Source organism: Streptomyces sp. NPDC043996, from assembly GCF_056435225.1.
Map to the genome: position 1 here is coordinate 670,444 of NZ_JBWKEY010000005.1, position 19,207 is coordinate 689,650.

24 protein-coding genes are annotated in these 19,207 nt (G+C 75.2%); 18 read left to right on the forward strand and 6 right to left on the reverse strand.

Annotated features, from left to right (window positions below; translation table 11 throughout):
* Positions 1–101 precede the first annotated feature (101 nt).
* The 3 genes from AC07A4_RS16950 (at position 102) to AC07A4_RS16960 (ending at position 3,077) form a co-directional block, all read left to right on the forward strand.
* Entirely contained in the window at positions 102–2,018 is a 1,917-nt protein-coding gene (locus tag AC07A4_RS16950; RefSeq protein WP_478598777.1) for a CocE/NonD family hydrolase, read from the forward strand.
* A gap of 187 nt (positions 2,019–2,205) precedes the next feature.
* A complete protein-coding gene (locus tag AC07A4_RS16955; RefSeq protein WP_478598780.1) occupies positions 2,206–2,457 on the forward strand; it encodes a LapA family protein in 252 nt (83 codons plus the stop codon).
* Positions 2,458–2,489: 32 nt separating this feature from the next.
* A complete protein-coding gene (locus tag AC07A4_RS16960) occupies positions 2,490–3,077 on the forward strand; it encodes a GNAT family N-acetyltransferase (protein WP_478598783.1) in 588 nt (195 codons plus the stop codon).
* A 3-nt stretch (positions 3,078–3,080) separates the two neighbouring features.
* Here AC07A4_RS16960 and AC07A4_RS16965 read toward each other — a convergent pair whose 3' ends face one another.
* Complete coding sequence (locus tag AC07A4_RS16965) at positions 3,081–3,299, reverse strand: DUF6204 family protein (RefSeq protein ID WP_478598785.1); 219 nt, start codon at positions 3,297–3,299, stop codon at positions 3,081–3,083.
* 42 nt (positions 3,300–3,341) lie between these two features.
* Here AC07A4_RS16965 and AC07A4_RS16970 point away from each other — a divergent pair, with 42 nt between their 5' ends.
* Both AC07A4_RS16970 and AC07A4_RS16975 read left to right on the forward strand, forming a co-directional pair.
* Complete coding sequence (locus tag AC07A4_RS16970) at positions 3,342–4,238, forward strand: arginase family protein (RefSeq protein ID WP_478598787.1); 897 nt, start codon at positions 3,342–3,344, stop codon at positions 4,236–4,238.
* Positions 4,239–4,331: 93 nt separating this feature from the next.
* Entirely contained in the window at positions 4,332–6,323 is a 1,992-nt protein-coding gene (locus tag AC07A4_RS16975; RefSeq protein WP_478598790.1) for a DUF5107 domain-containing protein, read from the forward strand.
* On the opposite strand, the gene AC07A4_RS16980 is transcribed toward AC07A4_RS16975, so the two are convergent.
* Positions 6,320–6,673: a VOC family protein gene (locus AC07A4_RS16980; protein ID WP_478598792.1), complete on the reverse strand. Its 354-nt coding sequence runs from the start codon at positions 6,671–6,673 to the stop codon at positions 6,320–6,322. The two genes, AC07A4_RS16975 and AC07A4_RS16980, sit on opposite strands and share 4 nt — an antisense overlap.
* A 136-nt stretch (positions 6,674–6,809) precedes the next feature.
* Between AC07A4_RS16980 and AC07A4_RS16985 the strand changes: the two genes are divergently transcribed.
* A complete protein-coding gene (locus tag AC07A4_RS16985; protein WP_478598795.1) occupies positions 6,810–7,343 on the forward strand; it encodes a phage holin family protein in 534 nt (177 codons plus the stop codon).
* Here AC07A4_RS16985 and AC07A4_RS16990 read toward each other — a convergent pair.
* Positions 7,292–8,014, reverse strand: a complete 723-nt coding sequence (locus tag AC07A4_RS16990) for a hypothetical protein (RefSeq protein ID WP_478598797.1) — start codon at positions 8,012–8,014, stop codon at positions 7,292–7,294. The genes AC07A4_RS16985 and AC07A4_RS16990 overlap by 52 nt on opposite strands.
* 95 nt (positions 8,015–8,109) lie before the next feature.
* Complete coding sequence (locus tag AC07A4_RS16995; protein WP_478598800.1) at positions 8,110–9,228, reverse strand: enolase C-terminal domain-like protein; 1,119 nt, start codon at positions 9,226–9,228, stop codon at positions 8,110–8,112.
* Between the two features lie 179 nt (positions 9,229–9,407).
* On the opposite strand from AC07A4_RS16995, the gene AC07A4_RS17000 reads away from it, so the two are divergent.
* The 12 genes from AC07A4_RS17000 (at position 9,408) to AC07A4_RS17055 (ending at position 18,015) form a co-directional block, all read left to right on the forward strand.
* Positions 9,408–10,775 (forward strand): NAD(P)/FAD-dependent oxidoreductase, encoded by a 1,368-nt coding sequence (locus AC07A4_RS17000; protein ID WP_478598802.1) that lies wholly within the window; start codon positions 9,408–9,410, stop codon positions 10,773–10,775.
* 6 nt (positions 10,776–10,781) lie between these two features.
* On the forward strand, positions 10,782–12,656 hold the full coding sequence (locus AC07A4_RS17005; protein WP_478598968.1) for a transketolase: 1,875 nt from the start codon (positions 10,782–10,784) through the stop codon (positions 12,654–12,656).
* Positions 12,657–12,732: 76 nt separating this feature from the next.
* Positions 12,733–13,077 carry a gas vesicle protein GvpO gene (locus AC07A4_RS17010; RefSeq protein WP_478598804.1) on the forward strand — a complete coding sequence of 115 codons (345 nt, stop codon included), beginning with the start codon at positions 12,733–12,735 and terminating at the stop codon, positions 13,075–13,077.
* A 102-nt stretch (positions 13,078–13,179) separates the two neighbouring features.
* On the forward strand, positions 13,180–13,608 hold the full coding sequence (locus tag AC07A4_RS17015; protein ID WP_478598807.1) for a gas vesicle structural protein GvpA: 429 nt from the start codon (positions 13,180–13,182) through the stop codon (positions 13,606–13,608).
* Positions 13,605–14,369, forward strand: coding sequence for a GvpL/GvpF family gas vesicle protein (locus AC07A4_RS17020; protein WP_478598810.1), 765 nt, complete (start codon positions 13,605–13,607; stop codon positions 14,367–14,369). The genes AC07A4_RS17015 and AC07A4_RS17020 overlap by 4 nt, the downstream gene beginning before the upstream one ends.
* Before the next feature lie 9 nt (positions 14,370–14,378).
* The gene (locus AC07A4_RS17025; protein ID WP_478598812.1) at positions 14,379–14,642 is read left to right on the forward strand and encodes a gas vesicle protein GvpG; all 264 of its coding nucleotides are present in this window, start codon (positions 14,379–14,381) and stop codon (positions 14,640–14,642) included.
* Complete coding sequence (locus AC07A4_RS17030) at positions 14,639–15,244, forward strand: DNA primase (protein WP_478598814.1); 606 nt, start codon at positions 14,639–14,641, stop codon at positions 15,242–15,244. Before AC07A4_RS17025 ends, AC07A4_RS17030 begins: the two co-directional genes overlap by 4 nt.
* On the forward strand, positions 15,237–16,259 hold the full coding sequence (locus tag AC07A4_RS17035; RefSeq protein WP_478598816.1) for an SRPBCC family protein: 1,023 nt from the start codon (positions 15,237–15,239) through the stop codon (positions 16,257–16,259). The genes AC07A4_RS17030 and AC07A4_RS17035 overlap by 8 nt, the downstream gene beginning before the upstream one ends.
* The gene (locus AC07A4_RS17040) at positions 16,256–16,624 is read left to right on the forward strand and encodes a gas vesicle protein (RefSeq protein ID WP_478598818.1); all 369 of its coding nucleotides are present in this window, start codon (positions 16,256–16,258) and stop codon (positions 16,622–16,624) included. The genes AC07A4_RS17035 and AC07A4_RS17040 overlap by 4 nt, the downstream gene beginning before the upstream one ends.
* Positions 16,608–17,432 carry a GvpL/GvpF family gas vesicle protein gene (locus AC07A4_RS17045; protein WP_478598821.1) on the forward strand — a complete coding sequence of 275 codons (825 nt, stop codon included), beginning with the start codon at positions 16,608–16,610 and terminating at the stop codon, positions 17,430–17,432. Before AC07A4_RS17040 ends, AC07A4_RS17045 begins: the two co-directional genes overlap by 17 nt.
* Positions 17,429–17,644 (forward strand): gas vesicle protein, encoded by a 216-nt coding sequence (locus AC07A4_RS17050; protein ID WP_478598824.1) that lies wholly within the window; start codon positions 17,429–17,431, stop codon positions 17,642–17,644. Before AC07A4_RS17045 ends, AC07A4_RS17050 begins: the two co-directional genes overlap by 4 nt.
* Positions 17,641–18,015 (forward strand): gas vesicle protein K, encoded by a 375-nt coding sequence (locus AC07A4_RS17055; protein WP_478598970.1) that lies wholly within the window; start codon positions 17,641–17,643, stop codon positions 18,013–18,015. Before AC07A4_RS17050 ends, AC07A4_RS17055 begins: the two co-directional genes overlap by 4 nt.
* Before the next feature lie 7 nt (positions 18,016–18,022).
* On the opposite strand, the gene AC07A4_RS17060 is transcribed toward AC07A4_RS17055, so the two are convergent.
* Together AC07A4_RS17060 and AC07A4_RS17065 are read right to left on the reverse strand one after the other, a co-directional pair.
* Positions 18,023–18,199, reverse strand: coding sequence for a hydrophobic protein (locus AC07A4_RS17060; RefSeq protein WP_478598825.1), 177 nt, complete (start codon positions 18,197–18,199; stop codon positions 18,023–18,025).
* A 42-nt stretch (positions 18,200–18,241) separates the two neighbouring features.
* A complete protein-coding gene (locus AC07A4_RS17065) occupies positions 18,242–19,057 on the reverse strand; it encodes a methyltransferase domain-containing protein (protein ID WP_478598972.1) in 816 nt (271 codons plus the stop codon).
* Between the last annotated feature and the right edge of the window lie 150 nt (positions 19,058–19,207).

The window sequence follows — 19,207 nt, forward strand, 5'->3', positions numbered from 1 at the left end:
GCCGGTGCCTCGGGCCTGATCCCCGTACGACGCGTCTGACCACACACGCGCGAGCCGGTCCCTACCGGGCGACACCGATCGCCCTCAGCATGGAGGTCCCCATGCCCCGCCGTGCCCTGCCCCGTCGTTCCCTACCCCGCCGCGCCCCGCTGCCCCGCGCGCTGGCCGCCTTCCCGCCCGGGCGCCGCAAGCCCGTCGCGCTGCTCGCCGCGGCGGCCCTGGCCGCGCCCCTGCTGCTCGCCGCCCCCGCCTCCGGTCACCGGGGCCGATCCCCAGTGGCGGCGGGGGAGTTCACGGTCACGCCCCTCACGTTCACGGTCGCGGCGGGGGAGCGCCGGTGCGCCGTGGACGCGGATCTGTACCGGCCGCGGGGCGTGGACCGCGCGCACCCCGCGCCCGCCGTGGTCGCGACCAACGGATTCGGCGGCAGCAAGGACGACGCGGGGACGGCGGCCATCGGCAAGGCGGTGGCGGAGCGCGGGTACGTCGGCCTCGTGTACTCCGGCCTCGGCTTCGGCCGGTCCGGGTGCCAGATCTCGCTCGACGACCCGCGGATCGACGGCAGGGCGGCCTCCGGGCTCCTGGACTTCCTCGCGGGCGAGCGCGCCGCCGACGACGGCACCAGGGCCGACTTCGTCACCGCGGACGGCGCGGGCGACCCCCGCGTCGGCATGCTCGGCGGGTCGTACGGCGGGGCGATCCAGCTGGCGACGGCGGCCGTGGACCACCGCGTCGACGCCCTCGTGCCCCTGATCACCTGGCATGACCTGAGGTATTCGCTCGCCCCCAACAGCGTCGTCGACCGCGCGGCCAGGGGCCGCGAGGTCCCCGGCGCCGCCAAGTGGCAGTGGGCGAAGGGCTTCTACGCCCAGGGCGAGGGCCAGCCCGCGCAGGCCCAGCCCGCCCAGGCCCAGCGCCTGCGGGCCCTGCCCCCGCTCGCGCCGGACGCGGCCCCCTCGCGCGTCAACGCGCCCGGCTGCCGTCGCTTCGTCCCCCGGGCCTGCGAGACGTTCCGCGCCCTCAGCTCCGGCGGCTTCCCCGCTCAGCGCACGCGGCGGTTGCAGGAGTTCCTGCGAGGCGTGTCACCCGTGTCGTACCTGGAGCGGGTCAAGGCACCCACGCTCCTCGTGCAGGGCCAGGCCGACACGCTGTTCCACCTCAACGAGGCCGAGGCGACGTACCGGGCGCTCAAGGCGCACGGCACCACCACGAAGATGATCTGGCAGGCCGGGGGGCACAGCAGCGGCGCGGGCAAGCCGGTCGCCGGTGAACTGGACCTGGGCGCGGGGAACCTGGAGTCGAGCTACGTCGGGCGGCGCGTGCTCGCGTGGTTCGACCGCTATCTGCGGCACGAGCACAGCGTCGGCACCGGGCCCGACTTCGCCTACTACCGGGACTGGATCAGCGACCCCGACCGCGCCTACGCCACCGCGCCCGCCGTGCCCGCGCCGCGCCGGGAGCTCTATCTGTCCGGCGACGGCACCCTCGTCGACGCCCGCGCCAAGGTGCGGCCCGGCAGCCGCGCGTACCGCAACCGCCTGGTGGCCACCAGCCACTCGGAGAGTCCGCTCGCCACGTCCCTGGGGCTGCCAGACCCGGCGCCGCACGACCGCGCGGGCACGCATCTGGCCTGGACGAGCGCGCCGCTCGGCGAGGCCGTGGCCGTGGTGGGCGCGCCCGAGGCACGGCTGCGGGTCCACTCGCCCCGCGCCGAGCGGGCCCAGGCCTCCGGTGACGCCGCCGACAAGCTGGTCCTCTTCGTGAAGCTGTACGACGTGGCGCCGGACGGCACCCGGACGCTGGTGCACCGCCTGGTGGCGCCGGCGCGGGTGCCGGACGTGCGGCGGCCGTTCACCGTGCGGCTGCCGGGGATCGTGCACCGGTACGAGAAGGGGCACCGGCTGCGCTTCGTGATCGCGGCGAGCGACGGGGCGTACGGCGGGAACCGGGGCGTGAAGCCCGTGACGGTGACCAGCGCGCCCGGCGACACGGGGGTGCTGCGGCTGCCGGTCGGCTAGCGGGGCCGGGCGTCGGCGGGGGCCGGGCGGGCGCGCGGACCAGGACGGCGGCGGGGCCGGGCGGGGTCACCCGGTCGGCCCAGCGGTCCACCCGGCCGCGACGCCCACCGCGCGCGATCGGCGGGCCCCTGCCCATCCTGGACCAGGGGAGCGGCCCGCGCTCCGACGGATAGGGAAGGGTCCCCACATGAGCCCCACCAGTTCCACGGGCGGCTCCAAGCCCCCCGCCAAGGGCGGCTTCGGCGAGCTGATGACGCCCGGCAGGATCACCGTCGCCGTCATCGCCCTGCTCACCCTCATCTTCATCTTCGAGAACACCCGCAGCACCAAGATCCGGCTGCTGATCCCCGAAGTGACCATGCCGCTGTGGATGGCCCTGTTCGGCACCGCGGTGATCGGCGCCGTGTGCGGCGCCTACGTCGTGCGCAAACGCAGGTGAGACCCGGGCGGGTCCCCGGGTAGCGTGGGCGGATGCGCCCCCTCGCCCGCCCCGTGCACCTCGCCGAAGGCCCCCGCGTGGGGATACGCCCCTTCACCCGTGCGGACGGCGCCGAGTTCACGGCGCGGGCGCGGCAGAGCCAGGAGCTGCACCGGCCCTGGCTGTTCCCGCCCACCACGCCCGCGGACTACGAGCGGTACGCGGGCATCCTCATCGAGGACCGCACCAAGGCCGGGTTCCTCGTCTGCGAGCGGCCCTCGGGGGCCCTCGCCGGATTCATCAACGTCAACAACATCGTCGAGGGCGGCTTCCGCTGCGGAGCGCTCGGCTACGGCGTGTTCGCGCACGCCGCCGGGCGCGGTCTGATGCGGGAGGGGCTCGGGCTCGTCGTGGACCACGCCTTCGGCGCCCTGCGCCTGCACCGCCTGGAGATCAACGTGCAGCCCGGCAACGCCGCCTCCATCGCACTCGCCCGGAGCGCGGGCTTCCGGCTGGAGGGCTTCTCGCCGGACTTCCTGTTCATCGCCGGGGCCTGGCGCGACCACCAGCGCTGGGCGCTCACGGCCGAGATGCGGGCGGCTACCGGGACGAGGACCGCGCCCTCGCGGGCTTCCGGTTGACCTTCATCGTGTCCAGGTCCGTGGGGAAGGACCGCAGTTCGCGAAGGCCGGGACCACGACGATGCGGTACGTGAAGTGCTTCAGCGGCAGGTCGTACGCGAGCGAGCCCTCCGGCGTGAAGCGCATCGCCGCCAGGCCGTGGTCGCCCGCCACGGCGGTCAGCCGGGCGCGGGCCTCCTCCGCCAGACCGTCCCAGGCGCCGCGGGCCGTGACGTCCGACACTGTCGTTGAAGGGGCCAGCGTACGTCGCGGAGTATGGAGCGCATGCGGAACATCGTGGTCGTCGACGCCCCCTCCAACCTGGGCCTGCGCCCGCCCGCCCCCGGCACCGTGCCCGGCTGCTACAAACTCGCCGGAGCGCTGCGCGAGCGGGGCATCCTGCGGCGTCTGAACGCCTTCGAGGGCGGCGTCGTCGTACCGCCGCGCTACGACCGGGGCGACTGGCAAGAGGGCGACGGCGTCTTCAACGCGGCCGCCATCGCCGCCTATACGCCCCGCCTCGCCGACCGCGTCGAGCACCATGTGCGCGCCGGTGACCTGCCCGTCGTCCTCGGCGGCGACTGCTCCATCCAGCTCGGCGCGTCCCTCGCGCTGCGCCGCATGGGGCGCTACGGCCTCGCCGCGATCGACGCCTCCGCGGACTTCCGCCACCCGGGCAACTCCGACCGCGTCGGCGCCGCGGGCGGCGAGGAACTGGCGCTCGCCACCGGGCGCGGCCAGGACGACCTCACCGACCTCGAAGGGCTGCGGCCCTACCTGCGGGACGAGGACGTACGGCTCTTCGGCATGCGCGACGACGACGAGGACCGGGCGGAACTCGGCGAGTTGAACATCCCGACCGTCACCGTCGGCGAACTGCGCCAGTGGGGCGCGGCCGACGTGGCGCGCTCGGCCGTGGCCAGCCTGGAGCACGAGTCCCTCGACGGCTTCTGGGTGCACCTGGACGCCGATGTCCTCGACCCGGCCGTGATGCCCGCCGTGGACAGCCCGGACGAGGACGGGCTGCACCCCGACGAACTCCTCGCGCTGCTGCGGCCGCTGGTCCGCTCGCCGCGCTGCGTCGGGCTCAACGTCACCATCTACGACCCGGACCTCGACCCGGACGGCATGGCGGGCGACACCCTCACCGACGTCGTGGTGTCCGCCTTCACCGGGTCCTGACCGCCCGCGCACAGCTGGCACGCCGAAGGCTCTGGCCGGGGCGGCGTCGAGCGTGTTCCATGGTCAACGACCCGATGACCGGAGGAGACCGCCGTGGCGACGACCGTGCGACGCGACCTGATCACCCTGCCCGCAGCCGGGCTGGGGCCCGACAACCCGCTGCCGCCGCTGCGGCTGCCGCGCGACACACCCACGGCCGCGGTCGACGACCGGGCGCGCGCGGAACTGCCGCGCGACATGGCGCGGCAGCTGGAGTACGGGCGGCTGCGCTCGGTCCTTCCGACGCCGCTGCGCGACGGCTACGGCCGCACGCGGACGGACGCGCCGTTCGAGGTGATCGTCCTGGAGAACGACCGGCTGCGCGCCACGGTCCTGCCCGGACTCGGCGGCCGGGTCCACTCGCTCACGCACCTGCCGACCGGGCGTGAACTGCTGTACCGCAACCCGGTGTTCCAGCCCGCGTCCTTCGCGCTGAACGGAGCCTGGTTCGCGGGCGGCATCGAGTGGAACATCGGCGCCACCGGCCACACCACCCTGTCCTGCGCGCCGCTGCACGCCGCCGTCGCGACCGCCCCCGACGGCGGCCCGATGCTGCGCCTGTGGGAGTGGGAGCGGCTGCGGGACGTGCCCTTCCAAGTGGACCTGTGGCTGCCGGAGGGCTCGGACTTCCTGCACGTGGGCGTGCGGGTGCGCAATCCGCACGAGAAGCCCGTGCCGCTGTCCTGGTGGTCCAACACCGCCGTGCCCGAGGAGCACCGGGTGCTCGCCCCGGCCGACGAGGCCTGGGGGTACGACTACACGCGCGCCCTGACCCGGGTGCCGGTGCCGCAGCCCCACGGGGCCCACGCCGCCGACTACTTCTACGACGTGCCGGACGGCGCCCGCCGCTGGATCGCGGCGCTCGACGCGGACGGGCACGGACTCGTCCAGACGTCGACGGCCGCGCTGCGCGGGCGCAAGCTGTTCCGCTGGGGCACCGGCAGCGGCGGGCGGCACTGGCAGGAGTGGCTGAGCGGGCCAGGCGGCGGCGCGTACGCGGAGATCCAGGCGGGCCTCGCGCGCACCCAGCTGGAGCACCTGCGCCTGGAGGCCGAGAGCGAGATCTCCTGGCTGGAGACGTACGGACCGCTTTCGGTACCGCCGGGCGCGGCGCACGGCGACGACTGGGCGGCGGCCCGCGCCGCCGTCGAGGCCCGCCTCGCCGATGCGCTGCCGCCGTCCGCCGTGGACGCCGCCTACGCGCGGTGGCTGCCGTGCGCCGACGCGGAGCCCGGCGAGGCGCTCGCCACCGGGTCCGGCTGGGGCGCCCTGGAAGTGCTGCGCGGCGGCCACAAGCTGCCGGGCACGCCGTTCGCCGAGGACACGCTCGGGCCCGCGCAGGAGCCCTGGCTGGAGCTGCTGCGGTCCGGGGCGGTGCCCGAGCCGCCCGCGGCCGCGCCGCCCGGCCCGACGCTCGTCGCCCCGCACTGGCGGGACATGCTGGAGACGGCGCCCGCGCGCCCGCACGCCGAGTACCACCTGGGGGTGGCCCAGTGGCACGCGGGGGACCGGGCGCAGGCCGTCCGCAGCTGGGAGCGCGGGCTCGGCCGGGCGGAGTCCCGCTGGCCGCTGCTGCGCTGCCTGGCGGTCGCGGACCTGGCCGAGGGCCACGGGGAGCGGGCCGCCGACCGGTACGCGGAGGCCTTCGACGACCTGTGCGGGCAGGCGTGGCACGCGGAGAGCGAGGCGGGCGAGGAGAGCGGGGCGGGCGAGGCGGGTGCGGTGGGGGACCGGGTCACGGCGGCGCTCGGGCGTGAGGCACTGGAGGCGCTGCTCGCCGTGGGGCGCGCGGAGGCGGCGCGCGCCGTGTGGGAGCGGTTGAGCCCTCGTGCGCGCGGCGTCGGCCGCTTCCGGCTGCTCCAGGCCCAGTTGTTCCTCGCGGAGGGCGATGTCACGGCCGCGCGGGGCGTGTTCGACGACGGCTTCGAGGTGGCGGACCTGCGGGAGGGAGAGGACGCGACGGCGGAGGTCTGGGAGCGGGTGGCACCGGGGGAGCCGGTGCCACCCGCGTACGACTTCCGGATGCGGCCGCAGCCGCCGGGCTAGGAGGCCGCGTTGCGGTCCACGTACTCGAGGATCGTGCCGTCGGGGTGCATCGCGATGAGGTTGCGGCCCGCGGGCGTGGGGACGGGGCCCGCGACGATGTGGGCGCCCGCGGCGGTCAGCGTCGCGTGGGCCTCGTCGACGTCCTTGACGGCGATCGTCGCGGTGACCTTGCGCAGCACGTCGAGCTCCTGCTCGGGCCCGCTCATCAGCAGGAAGCATCCGACCGAGGCGACGGAGACGCCGCCCCGCTCGAACCGCATCGCGGTGCTGCCCGTCAGCTGTTCGTAGAAGGCGGCGGACGCCTCCAGGTCCTGCACGCAGACGCGCAGTACGGTTCCCAGGATTTCCATACGAACGAGCCTAGTTGGCGCCGCGCGGGCAGGAGATCGATTCGGCGGAAGCTCACGCTCCTTGGGCGGCGGCCTCCCGGAGGCCGCCGCGCGCCGGGCGCCGTTACGCTCCGCTGGCCCTGGGTACCCGGCCGCCATGACTGCTTCGGATCAACCTCTGACCCAGCGGGACCCGGACCCGGGGATCCCGGACACGACACTCGGGACGGCGCTTTCGCAGGTCGTCCACGAGGCGGTACGCACGTCCCTGCGGGAGTCGCTGCGGGCCGAGCTGCGCGACGAACTGCGCGCCGAACTCGCCGCCGTGGCGCACAAGCAGCGCCGCAAGGCCGCGCTGTACACGGCGTCCGGCGCCGTCGCGCTGTACGCGGGCGCCGCCGCGGCGCTCACCCTCGGCCTGGTCATCGCGGTCGGCCTGCCCGGCTGGGCCGCGGGCCTCATCGTCACCGCGCTGCTCGCGGCCACCGCCGTGATCCTGCGCAACGCGGCGCGGCCGAGCGGCCACGACGGACGGGGCGCGGCGGCGACGGCGCCCCCGAACGCCCGTACCCCACAAGCACCCCCGGCACCCCGGGCGCCTGATGCACCCCTGACACCCCCGGCCGCGGCCCCCGGCAGTCACCCGCCGGGCACCGCGGACTTCCCGGCCGTGCCGCCGCAGGCGCGGTGAGCCCCGCACGGCCACCCGGCCGTGCGCAGGACCTCCGCCGCCACCTCGCCCACGGTCCGCCCGTCCGTGGCGACGCGGTGGGTGCCGCCGGGGACGTGGCGGTCCAGGTGCCGGGACATGAACGCGCTGCGGCGCAGCTGCTGGTGCAGCTCCGAGCCACGCTCCCGTGCCGTCAGGCGCTCCGCGACGGTGGCGTCGGTCGCCGTGAGCAGTACGCGGACGAGCCGCGGGGCCCCGCCGAGCCGCGGGGCCCCGCCGAGCCGCGGGGCCCCGCCGAGCCGCGGGGCTCCGCCGAGCGCCTCGTTGAAGATCCACTCCTCGCTGCCGAGGACGCTCGCGGTGTTCGTGTAGATCAGCCGACGGCAGCCAAGGGCCGCGTAGTTCGCCCACAGGGCGGCCAGGTTGCGGCGGGTGAGCAGGGAGCGGTCGGGGTCGCCCGGCGGGGTGGGGTGGACGGCGTCCAGGACGTCGCCCTCGATGAGGGCGTGACCGACGTCGGCGGCCCGCAGCAGCGCCGCGACCTCCAAGCCGACGGCCGACTTGCCCACGCCCGAACGGCCGCCGATGAGCAGGACGTCGGGCGCCGGGACGCCTGGGGCGTCCGCGATGTCCGAGGCGTCCGGCGACAGGACATGCGGTGTCGCGGGTGCTGGTTCCTCGCGTGTCTCCATGCCCGTGAGCGTCGCCCGCCCAGACCCCCGCACGCCACCGGATATTCCCCGGCCCGGCTCATGGGACGTACGGGCGGCTCATGGGAGGTACGCGCTCACGCCACCCGGTACTCCCGCACGTCCGCCGTCCGCGGCACAAGACCGTGGCCCACGCCCTCGCCCGGCCGCACCGCCCCGCCCGTCGGGTCCAGGACGCCGTCGAAGAACATCGACTCGACCCGGACGTGGTCGTGGAACCACTCGATGTGCCGCAGGTTCGGCACGCTCGCCGCGGCCGCCGCGTGCGCGTGCGGGGCGCCGTGCGCCGACACCTCCAGGCCGTGGGCCTGCGCGAGCGCCGCCGCGCGCAGCCACTCGGTGAGGCCGCCGCACCGGGTCGCGTCGACCTGGAGACAGTCGACGGCGGGGATCATGCGGGCGAAGTAGGGCAGGTCGCAGCCGTACTCACCTGCCGTCACATCGCAGACCAGCGCGTCCCGCACCAGCGCGAGCCCCCGCAGGTCGTCCGACGACACCGGCTCCTCGAACCAGCCCACGCCGTGCTCGGCCAGGACCCGGCCGACGCGCACCGCCTGCTTGCGCGTGTAGCCGCCGCCCGCGTCGACGTACAACTCCGCCTGCTCGCCGATGACCTGGCGGGCCGCTCGCACCCGCGCCACGTCCCGGGCCGCCGCCCGCCCCCAGCCCTCCCCGACCCTGATCTTGACGCGGGGGATGTGCTGGCCGTGCACCCAGCCGTTGAGCTGGGCCGCCATGTGCGTGTCGTGGTACGTGGTGAAGCCGCCGCTGCCGTACACGGGCACCTCCTCGCGGGCCGCCCCGAGCAGCCGTACCAGCGAGACCTCCAGCAGGCGCGCCTTGAGGTCCCACAGCGCGATGTCGACGGCTGAGATCGCGCGGGACGCGAGGCCGGGACGGCCCGCGTCGCGCACCGCCTTGACCATCGCGTCGTGCGCCGCGGGAAGGGCGAGGGCGTCGCGGCCCACGAGCACCGGTGCGAGCAGCTCGCGCACGATCCCGACGGTGGTGGCGGGCGCGTAGGTCCAGCCGGTGCCGGTGGCGCCGGCCGCCCCGATCTGCGCCACGACGATCGTCGTGGTGTCCCAGGCGGACGTGCCGTCCGCCTCCGGCGCGTCCGCCGGGACCGTGTACGCGGACACCACGGGCGGCTCCAGGCCGAGCGGGGTCTCGCCCGCCCTCTTCGTGGGGTTCATCAGGCGGCCTCTCTCACGGCGGGGGCCGGGGACGGGTAACCAGCGGCCCCGCCCGGCAAACGGCACCGCGTTTCACCCGGGCGGCCACGGGCACCTGGGAGGTCCGTGCCGCACCCCACCGGAGGCACCGCGTGCCGCCCGCGCGGGCAGGCACCGGTCGCCCCACCGGAAGGAGCATCGTGAGCCGACCGTCCGCACGCCCCCACGTCGTGATCGTCGGTGCCGGTTTCGCCGGGTTCCAGGCCGCGCGCACCCTGTCGCGCCTCGTCCGGAGCCGGGCCGACGTGACCCTGCTCAACCCGACCGACTACTTCCTCTACCTGCCGCTGCTGCCCCAGGTCGCCGCGGGCGTCCTGGAGCCGCGCCGCGTGACCGTGTCGCTGCCGCGCGCGCTGCGGCACGCGCGCCTCGTCCTCGGCGAGGCCGACGGCCTCGACCTGGACCGCCGCGCCGTGCGCTACACCGGCCCCGAGGGCGAGCGCGGCGAGCTGACGTACGACCGTCTCGTGCTGTGCGTCGGCAGCGTCAACAAGCTGCTGCCCGTGCCCGGGGTCGCCGAGCACGCGCACGGCTTCCGCGGGCTGCCCGAGGCGCTGTACCTGCGCGACCACGTGACCCGGCAGATCGAGCTCGCCGCCGCCGCGCCCGATGCCGAGGCCTGCCGGGCCCGGTGCACCTTCGTCGTCGTCGGCGCCGGGTACACCGGCGTCGAGGTCGCCGCGCACGGACAGCTGTTCACCCGGTCCCTGGTGCGCCGCCAGCCGTTGCGCGCCGGGATCCGGCCGCGCTGGCTGCTCCTGGACATCGCGCCGCGCGTCCTGCCCGAGCTCGACCGGCGCCTGTCGCGGACCGCGGAGCGCGTGCTGCGCGAGCGCGGCGTGGAGATCCGCACGGGCACGTCCGTGAAGGAGGCCACCCGCGAGGGCGTGCTGCTCGACGACGGCGACGCCGTCGCCACGCGCACGCTGGTGTGGTGCGTCGGCGTGCGGCCCGACCCGCTCGTCGCCGGTACCGGCAGGCCCCTGGAGCACGGCCGCCTCGTCGTCGACGCCTTCCTCAACGTGCCCGGCCACCCGGAGGTGTTCGCCTGCGGGGACGCGGCCGCCGTGCCCGACCTCACCGCTCCGGGCCGCTACACCGCCATGACCGCCCAGCACGCCTGGCGGCAGGGCAAGGTCGCGGGCCGCAACGTCGCCGCGTCGCTCGGCGTCGGCCGCCGCGGCTCCTACCGCCACCACGACCTCGGCTTCACCGTCGACCTCGGCGGCGTACGGGCCGCCGCCAACCCGCTCGGCGTCCCGCTGTCCGGGCCGCTCGCCGGGGCCGTCACGCGCGGCTACCACCTGGCGGCGATGCCCGGCAACCGGGTGCGGGTCGCCGCCGACTGGCTCCTGGACGCGCTCCTTCCGCGCCAGGGCGTGCAACTGGGCCTCGTGCGGTCCTGGTCGGTGCCGCTCGACACGTCATCGCCGGAGCTGGCCCGACTGCCCGGCGCACCCGCCCCGACCCCCGACAAGGACCCCGCGACCCCTCCCGAGGAGGACTGAGTGACCATGGCGGACGACACCCCGCACGACGGCGGCCTCGCCGACGGCCGACTCCACGACCTCGCCCAGCAGTTGCGCGTCGACTCCGTGCGCGCCGCGGCCGCCGCCGGGTCCGGGCACCCCACGTCGTCCCTGTCGGCGGCTGACCTGATGGCGGTGCTCATGGCCCGCCACCTGCGGTACGACTTCCAGCGCCCCGACCACCCCGGCAACGACCGGTTCATCCTCTCCAAGGGCCACGCCGCACCGCTGCTGTACGCCGCGTACAAGGCGGCGGGCGCGGTCGACGACGGCGAACTCCTGACGTTCCGCGCGCGGGGCAGCCGCCTCGAAGGGCATCCGACGCCGCGCCGCCTGCCGTGGGTGGAGGTCGCCACCGGCTCCCTCGGGCAGGGCCTCGCCGTCGGCGTCGGCATGGCCCTGTCCGGCAAGCGGCTCGACCGCGTCCCCTACCGCGTGTGGGTGCTGTGCGGCGACAGCGAACTGGCCGAGGGCGCCGTGTGGGAGGCGGCCGAGCACGCCGCGTACGAACACCTCGACAACCTCACCGCGCTCGTCGACGTGAACCGGCTCGGCCAGCGCGGTCCCACCCGGCACGAGTGGGACCTGAGTGCCTACGCGCGCCGCTTCGCCGCGTTCGGCTGGCACGCGGTGACGGTCGACGGGCACGACACCGACGCCGTCGACCGCGCCCTCCACGAGGCGCGCTCCACCGTCGGGCAGCCCACCGTCGTCCTCGCCCGCACCGTCAAGGGCAAGGGCGTCGCCGCCGCCGAGGACCGCGAGGGCCTGCACGGCAAGCCGCTGCCCGACGCGGACGCCGCGGTCGCCGAACTCGGCGGCGTCCGGCGGCTGCGCGTCCACGTCCAGGCGCCCCCGGCCGCGCGGGTGCTGCGCGCCACCCGCAGCGGCCACCTGTCGCTGCCCCGCTACGAGGAGGACGCGGAGGTCGCCACCCGTGACGCCTACGGCCACGCCCTCGCGGCGCTCGGCTCGGCCCGCGGCGACGTCGTCGCCCTGGACGGCGAGGTGAGCGACTCCACGCGCGCGGAGTACTTCGCCAAGGAGCACCCGGAGCGCTACTTCGAGTGCTACATCGCCGAACAGCAGCTCGTCGCCGCGGCCGTGGGCCTCGCGCGGCGCGGCTGGGTGCCGTACGCGTCGACGTTCGCGGCGTTCCTCACCCGCGCCCACGACATCGTGCGCATGGCCGCGGTCGGCGGCGCGGACATCTGCCTCGTCGGCTCCCACGCGGGCGTCTCCATCGGCCAGGACGGGCCCTCCCAGATGGGCCTCGAGGACCTCGCGCTGTTCCGCGCCGTGCACGGCTCCACCGTCCTGTACCCGTGCGACGCCCGCCAGACGGGGAAGCTGGTGGCCGCCATGGCCGACCTCGAAGGGGTGCGCTACCTGCGCACCACCCGCGGGGCGGCGCCCCTCCTCTACGGCCCCGACGAGGAGTTCCCCGTCGGCGGCGCCAAGGTGCCGCTGGCCTCCGCCGCCGACCGGCTCACCGTCGTCGCCGCCGGGGCCACCGTCCACGAGGCGCTGGTCGCCGCCGGGGCCCTGGACCGCGAGGGCATCCCGGTCCGCGTCGTCGACCTGTACTCCGTCAAGCCCGTCGACCACGCGACGCTGCGCGCGGCCGCCGAGGACACCGGCTGTCTGCTCACCGTCGAGGACCACCGCGTCGAGGGCGGCATCGGCGACGCCGTCGCGGCGGCCTTCAGCGACGGCGGCCCCGCCCCGCGCCTGGTCCGCCTCGCCGTCACCGCCATGCCGGGCTCCGCCTCGCCCGCCGAACAGCTGCGGGACGCGGGCATCGACGCGGAGGCGATCGCGGCGGCGGTGCGGCTCCTCGTGGAGCACGTCGTGCGGTGAGACCGCGCCCGCCCGCCCGGCGTCCCGGCGCAGGTTTGCCACGGCCGCACCCGGTCACTCGGCCCAGGAGGTGGCCATGACCCCTACGTCACGCAAGTCGAACAACACGACCACCCAGTCCGAGTCCAGCCAGTCCAGCCAGTCCGGCGGGCCGCCTGGCCCGCTCGCGGTGCTGCGCCACGCGCGGGAGCAGCTCGCGGAACTCACCGGCCTCACCGCCGAGTCGGTCTCCTCGTTCGAGCACACCGACGCCGGGTGGGAGCTTGAGGTCGAGGTCCTGGAGCTCGCCCGGGTCCCGGACACCATGAGCCTGCTCGCGACGTACGCCGTGAGCCTGGACCCGGGCGGCGAGCTGACCGCGTACCGCAGGGTGCGCCGCTACGAGCGCGGCCGCGCCGACCCGCACCGCCAGGGCGGCTGACCGGGGCGGCCACGGACACCCGCGACACCCGCGACACCCGCGACACCACCAACACCCCCTAATGAACCTTTCGTTCAAGACGCTTAAGGAGGACCGGTCGATATGACCGTCGTCCCAGCTCAGCAAAGCGGCGGCGCAGGCGGCACCAGTGGCCTGTACGACGTCATCGAACTCATCCTGGACCGAGGGCTCGTGATCGACGCGTTCGTGCGCGTCTCGCTCGTCGGCATCGAGATCCTCAAGGTCGACGTGCGCGTCGTCATCGCCAGCGTCGACACCTATCTGCGCTTCGCCGAGGCCTGCAACCGCCTCGACCTGGAGGCGGGCCCGCGCAAGAGCCCCGGAGTGCCCGACCTCGTCGGCGAGATCACCGAGTCCGGCGCGCGCGGCAAGTCCAAGGGCGCCCTCTCCGGCGCCGCCCAGACCGTGTCCGACGCGTTCCGCCAGGCGCGGGACGAGAGCCGCGAGGAGGAGCCCGCCCGGCGGCCCCGCCGCTCGACGACCCGCTCCAGGAAGGAGGAAGAGCAGTGACCACGTACATCTACGGAATCGCGGGCACCGGCCACCCGGCGCTGCCGGAGGGCATGGGCGGCATCGGCGCCCCCGCCAGGACCGTGCGGGTCCTGCGGCAGGGCGCGCTCGCCGCGCTCGTCAGCGACAGCCCCGAGGACCTGCGCCCCAAGCGCCGCGACCTGCTCGCCCACCAGAGCGTCCTGGACGAGGCGGGCGCGGGCGGCCCGGTCCTGCCGATGCGCTTCGGCAGCCTCGCCGAGGACGACGCGGCCGTCCTCGCCGTCCTGGAGGAGCTCGCGGGCCACTACGAGGAGCGTCTGCGCGCCCTGGAGGGCAAGGCCGAGTACAACGTGAAGGCCTCCCACGACGAGCAGGGCGTCCTGCACCGGGTGCTCTCCGAGGACCGCGAACTGCGCACCCTCGCTGAGGCCAACCGCGCCGCAGGAGGCGGGAGTTACGAGCAGAAGCTCCAGCTGGGCGAGCGCCTCACCGCCGCCGTGCAGGCGCGCGAGGCCCTCGACGCCGCCGATGTGCGCCGCGCCCTGGAGCCGTGCGCCGACGCGGTCAGCGCGGGGCCCGGCGGCACCGGCTGGCTGGCGAACCTGTCGTTCCTGGTGAGCCGCGCCGGGGCGGAGGCCTTCGTCGCCGCCGTCGAGGAACTGCGCAAGGAGCAGCCGCACTTGGAGGTGCGGGTGAACGGGCCGCTGCCCCCGTACAGCTTCGTCGACCCCGCCGCCCCGGCCGCCGAGCGCGCCGAGGGCGCGGCCCGGGCGCGGTGACGCTCGCGCATGGGCCTCATCGGCGAACTGCTCGCGCTGCCCGCGGCGCCCGCCCGGGGCACCCTGTGGGTGCTCCGGCAGGTGGTCGCGGAGGCGGAGCGGCAGTACTACGACCCCTCGGCCGTCCACGCCGAACTCGCCGCGCTCGCCGAGCGGCTCGACGCCGGTGAGATCGGCGAGGAGGAGTTCGACCGCCGCGAGGACGAGCTCCTCGCGCGGCTCGGCCACGGCGGCCAGGGCGGCACACCAGCGGAGAACAGGACGGCGACATGATGACACGCACGGCAGTGGCCCTCGGTGTGGGCGCGGGGTACGTCCTCGGGCGCACCAAGAAGGCCAAGCTGGCCTTCGCGCTCGGCACGATGGTCGCGGGCAAACGGCTGAAGCTCAGCCCGGCCTCCCTCGGCCGCGCGGTGACGGCGCGGCTGGAGAACAACCCGCAGTTCAAGGAGATCGGCGACCAGCTGAAGGAGGACCTGCGGGGCGTCGGCAAGGCGGCCACCGGGTCCCTGGTCGAGCGCCGCATCGACTCCCTCGCCGACCGCCTGCACGACCGCACCCTCGACGTACGCGACCGGCTCGCCGTCGGCGGTTCCGAGGCGGAGGAGGAACCGGACCGGGACGGGGAGCCGCCTCGCGACGAGGAGCCGGACCGGGACGAGGAGCCGGACCAGGACACCGCGCGGAAGGGCTCCGGGTCCCAGAAGGGCCGCCGGAGCGCGGCCAAGCGGACCACGGGCGGCAGGGCCGCGGGCGGCGGCAGGACCGCGGCCAAGAGGACGGCGGCCAAGCGGACCACGGCCAAGAGGCCCGCCGCCACCAGGTCCACGGCGAAGAGGAAGAGCGGCCGATCGCAAGGGGGCGACGATGACTGAGACGCGCGAGAGGATCCGCGACGCGGCGTCGAACGGCGCCCCCGAGAACCCCCTGTCCGCCGCCCTGCGCGGCCCGGCGGCGGACCGCCTCAAGGACGAGGCGCGGTCCTACCTCATGGCGCAGGCCGAGCGCGCCCTGATCGGCGTCGGCCGGGGCCTCGGCGGGGCCACCGTGAAGCTCAACGACATGGCCGAGGGCCGCAGCCCTGGCCTCGCCCGCCTCGCGCTCGACGGCGGCCGCAAGATCGCCTCGGGCAAGGGCCCGCTGCGCGGCGCCGTGGAGATCGGCGGCAGCCGCCTGAAGGAGGCGGTCACCGGCTCCCTGAAGGGCGCGCTGGAGCGGGTGGGCGGCAAGGGCGGCAAGAGCGGGAGCGGGCAGAAGCCGACCGTCATCATGGAGTACGTCGACGTCGGCGTGCCGGCGCGCGAGGTGTACGAGCGGTGGACGCGGTACGAGGACTTCGCCACGTTCACCAAGGGCGTGCGCGACGCCACCGAGGTGAGCGACACCGAGTCGCACTGGAAGCTCAAGGTGTTCTGGTCCAGCAGGAGCTGGACGGCGCGCGTCACCGACCAGGTGGAGGAGGAGCGCGTCGCGTGGACCTCGGAGGGGGCCAAGGGCACCACGAAGGGCGTCGTCACCTTCCATCCGCTCGCCGAGCGGCTGACCCGGGTGCTGCTGGTCCTGGAGTACTACCCCAAGGGCCTGTTCGAGCGCACCGGCAACCTCTGGCGCGCCCAGGGCCGCAGGACCCGCCTCGACCTCAAGCACTTCGCCCGCCATGTGTCGCTGCGGGCGGCCACGGCGGAGGACACCGAGGACACCGAGGACATCGAGGACGCTGAGGTCACCGAAGGCACCGAAGGCGACGTGTACGACGAGGACGACGACGCGTACGCGGACGAGTACGAAGACGAAGAAGAAGACGAAGAAGACGAAGACGAAGGTGTCGAGGACGCCGAGGACGCCGAGGACGCCGAGGACGCGTACGAAAAGCCCCGGAGCCGTCGATGACCACCGCGAGCCGTCTGCCCGAGGCGTACGGGCAGACGGGTGGGACGAACCTGGCCGACGTCCTCGAACGCGTCCTGGACAAGGGCGTCGTCATCGCCGGGGACATCCGGGTCAACCTGCTCGACATCGAGCTGCTCACCGTGAAGCTGCGGCTCGTCGTCGCCTCGGTGGAGCGCGCCAAGGAGATGGGCATCGACTGGTGGGAGGACGACCCGGCCCTCTCCAGCGGCGCCCGCAGGTCCGAACTCGCCCGTGAGAACGCCGAGTTGCGGCAGCGGCTCGAGCGTCTGGAGGAACTGGAGCCGGGGCGCGGCGGGTCCGCGCCCGCGCGCGGAGGTGACCGTGACCGTGAACGCGACCGATGAGCTGCGCTATGTCTACGCCGTGTGCCGCCCGCTTCGGGGCCCGCTGCACGCGGACCTGACCGGCGTCGCGGGCGTGCCGCCGCGGCAGCTGGCACATGACGGCCTGGTGGCGGTCGTCGGCCTGGTGCCCGCCGGGGACTTCGGGGGCGAGCCGCTGCGCGCGCACCTGGAGGACCTGGACTGGCTGGCCGAGACCGCGCGCGCCCACCAGAACGTGGTGGGCGCGCTCACCGCCGTCACCTGCCCGCTGCCGCTGCGGCTCGCGACGGTGTTCCGGGACGACAGCGGCGTACGCGGCATGCTGGAGAGCGAGTCGGAGCGGCTGCGCCGGATCCTGGACCGGATCGACGGGCACGTCGAGTGGGGGGTGAAGGTGTGGCTCCGCGCCGGCGACGCGGAGCCGCCCGCCGCGCGCTCGGCGGCCCCGCCCGCGTCCGGGCGCGACTATCTGCGCCAGCGCGGACGGCGGCGGGCCGAGGGCGAGGAGCGCGTCGCGCGGGCCGAGGTGTTCGCGCGGCGCCTGCACGCCGCGCTCGACCGCCGGGCCCCCGCGTCCCGGCTGCACCCGCCGCAGGGCCCCGCGCTCACGGACGTGGGGTCCGGCCAGAACGTCCTCAACGCCGCCTATCTGGTGCCGCGTTCGCAGGGGGAGGAGTTCCTCGAACTGATCGGCACGGTCAACGGCGTCAACGGCACCGGTCCTGGCCTGCGGATCGAGGTGACGGGCCCGTGGGCGGCGTACTCCTTCACGGACGACCCGGCGGAGACGGATGCCGGGACGGATGCCGGGGCGGGGGACGGCTCATGACCGCCGTGGCGCCGGGCGTCCGGCAGCGCGAGATCGCCCTCGTCGACCTCCTCGACCGGCTGCTCGCCGGGGGTGTGGTCATCGCCGGTGACCTCACCCTGCGCATCGCGGACGTGGATCTCGTACGGATCGATCTGAAGGCGCTGATCAGCACGGTCGGCGCGGCGGTGCCAGCGCCGTGGCCGACGCGGGAGCCGCCGTGGACGACATGAGAGCCGACGCGGGAGCCGATACGGGAGCCGATACGGGAGCCGATACGGGACCCGACCCGAGCGCGGACCCGAGCGCCGACAGGGGCGCGAACCGGCGGCGGGCGACCGTGGAGTTCGATCCCCAGACGGTGGAGCGCGACCTGGTCGCCCTCGTCCTCACCGTCGTGGAACTGCTGCGCCAGCTCATGGAGCGCCAGGCGCTGCGCCGCTTCGAGACCGGGCAGCTGACCGAGGAGCAGGAGGAGCGGGTCGGCCTGACGCTGATGCTCCTGGAGGAGCGCATGGCCGAGCTGCGCGAGCACTTCGGGCTGCGGCCCGAGGACCTGAACCTGGACCTCGGGCCGCTGGGGCCACTGCTGCCGAGGGGCTGACTATCAGTCACCACCGGTACCAGCGTGGTGATGAGCCGGAAGCGGTGGGGCCCGCGCCCCGCAGCAGGAAGCCGAGCAGCCACACGATGAGCACCGCGATGGCGAGCCACCACAGCACCTTCACCGCGAAGCCGAAACCGGCGAGCAGCAGGACGAGCAGCAGGACCAGAAGAATCGGAACCATAGTCTGTACCTCCTGCCGTCCGGGTGTCCCCATCAGGCCTGTTCACACCCGGCAGAGGACCTCGCCGTGCAGCACCGCGAACCAGCCGTCCGCGGCCCGGCCCCACTCCCGCCAGGCGTCCGCGACGACCCGCAGCTCCGCCGCGTCGGCGAAGCCGCCCTCGGTCGCGCGCGTGGCGTACGAGGACGCGACCGTGCGGTCCGCCCACAGGCCGCTCCACCAGGACCGCTCCTCGGGCGTGCTGTAGCACCAGGTGCTCGCGGTGGCGGTGACGTCCGTGAAACCGGCCTCAAGGGCCCAGGACTTGAGGCGTCGGCCCGCGTCCGGCTCACCCCCGTTCGCGCGGGCCACCCGGCGGTACAGCGCGAGCCAGTCGTCCAGGCCGGGCGTGTGCGGGTGCCACGTCATGGCGGCGTAGTCACTGTCGCGGGCGGCGACGATCCCGCCCGGCGCGCAGACCCGGCGCAGCTCGCGCAGCGCCCGCACGGGGTCGCCCAGGTGCTGGAGCACCTGGTGGGCGTGGACGACGTCGAAGGCGCCGTCGGGGTAGTCGAGCGCGTACACGTCACCGACGGCGAACTCGACGTTGCCGAGCCCGCGTTCGGCCGCCGTGGCGCGTGCCTGTTCCAGGACTCCGGGCGCCCGGTCGACGCCGGTCACGCGCCCGCCGGGGACCAGCGCCGCCAGGTCGGCTGTGATGGTCCCGGGCCCGCAGCCGACGTCGAGGACCCGCATGCGCGGCGTGAGCGAACCGACGAGGTACGCCGCCGAGTTGGCGGCGGTGCGCCAGGTGTGGGACCGCAGGACCGACTCGTGGTGCCCGTGCGTGTAGACGGCGGTGTCGCGGACGTCGCTGATGTCGGTGGCGTCGCTGACGTCAGTGGTGTCGGCGCTGTCCGGGTGGGAGTGCTGTGCCATGTCCCGGACTGTACGCCGCGTGACCGCATGATGAGACCCCCCGTATCAAGATGCGGGACGACGTGCAGGCCCTCGCGCCGCTGGTCGCCC

What these genes read in the sequence shown, in the direction of transcription:
- AC07A4_RS17035 (WP_478598816.1), top strand. Translation starts at nt 15,237, where the DNA reads ATGACTGAGACGCGCGAGAGGATCCGCGACGCGGCGTCGAACGGCGCC.
- AC07A4_RS17060 (WP_478598825.1), bottom strand. Translation starts at nt 18,199, where the DNA reads ATGGTTCCGATTCTTCTGGTCCTGCTGCTCGTCCTGCTGCTCGCCGGT.
- AC07A4_RS16980 (WP_478598792.1), bottom strand. Translation starts at nt 6,673, where the DNA reads ATGGAAATCCTGGGAACCGTACTGCGCGTCTGCGTGCAGGACCTGGAG.
- AC07A4_RS17040 (WP_478598818.1), top strand. Translation starts at nt 16,256, where the DNA reads ATGACCACCGCGAGCCGTCTGCCCGAGGCGTACGGGCAGACGGGTGGG.
- AC07A4_RS16985 (WP_478598795.1), top strand. Translation starts at nt 6,810, where the DNA reads ATGACTGCTTCGGATCAACCTCTGACCCAGCGGGACCCGGACCCGGGG.
- AC07A4_RS16990 (WP_478598797.1), bottom strand. Translation starts at nt 8,014, where the DNA reads ATGGAGACACGCGAGGAACCAGCACCCGCGACACCGCATGTCCTGTCG.
- AC07A4_RS17005 (WP_478598968.1), top strand. Translation starts at nt 10,782, where the DNA reads ATGGCGGACGACACCCCGCACGACGGCGGCCTCGCCGACGGCCGACTC.
- AC07A4_RS16955 (WP_478598780.1), top strand. Translation starts at nt 2,206, where the DNA reads ATGAGCCCCACCAGTTCCACGGGCGGCTCCAAGCCCCCCGCCAAGGGC.
- AC07A4_RS17015 (WP_478598807.1), top strand. Translation starts at nt 13,180, where the DNA reads ATGACCGTCGTCCCAGCTCAGCAAAGCGGCGGCGCAGGCGGCACCAGT.
- AC07A4_RS17025 (WP_478598812.1), top strand. Translation starts at nt 14,379, where the DNA reads ATGGGCCTCATCGGCGAACTGCTCGCGCTGCCCGCGGCGCCCGCCCGG.
- AC07A4_RS17050 (WP_478598824.1), top strand. Translation starts at nt 17,429, where the DNA reads ATGACCGCCGTGGCGCCGGGCGTCCGGCAGCGCGAGATCGCCCTCGTC.
- AC07A4_RS17055 (WP_478598970.1), top strand. Translation starts at nt 17,641, where the DNA reads ATGAGAGCCGACGCGGGAGCCGATACGGGAGCCGATACGGGAGCCGAT.
- AC07A4_RS17010 (WP_478598804.1), top strand. Translation starts at nt 12,733, where the DNA reads ATGACCCCTACGTCACGCAAGTCGAACAACACGACCACCCAGTCCGAG.
- AC07A4_RS16995 (WP_478598800.1), bottom strand. Translation starts at nt 9,228, where the DNA reads ATGAACCCCACGAAGAGGGCGGGCGAGACCCCGCTCGGCCTGGAGCCG.
- AC07A4_RS17030 (WP_478598814.1), top strand. Translation starts at nt 14,639, where the DNA reads ATGATGACACGCACGGCAGTGGCCCTCGGTGTGGGCGCGGGGTACGTC.
- AC07A4_RS16950 (WP_478598777.1), top strand. Translation starts at nt 102, where the DNA reads ATGCCCCGCCGTGCCCTGCCCCGTCGTTCCCTACCCCGCCGCGCCCCG.
- AC07A4_RS16960 (WP_478598783.1), top strand. Translation starts at nt 2,490, where the DNA reads ATGCGCCCCCTCGCCCGCCCCGTGCACCTCGCCGAAGGCCCCCGCGTG.
- AC07A4_RS16970 (WP_478598787.1), top strand. Translation starts at nt 3,342, where the DNA reads ATGCGGAACATCGTGGTCGTCGACGCCCCCTCCAACCTGGGCCTGCGC.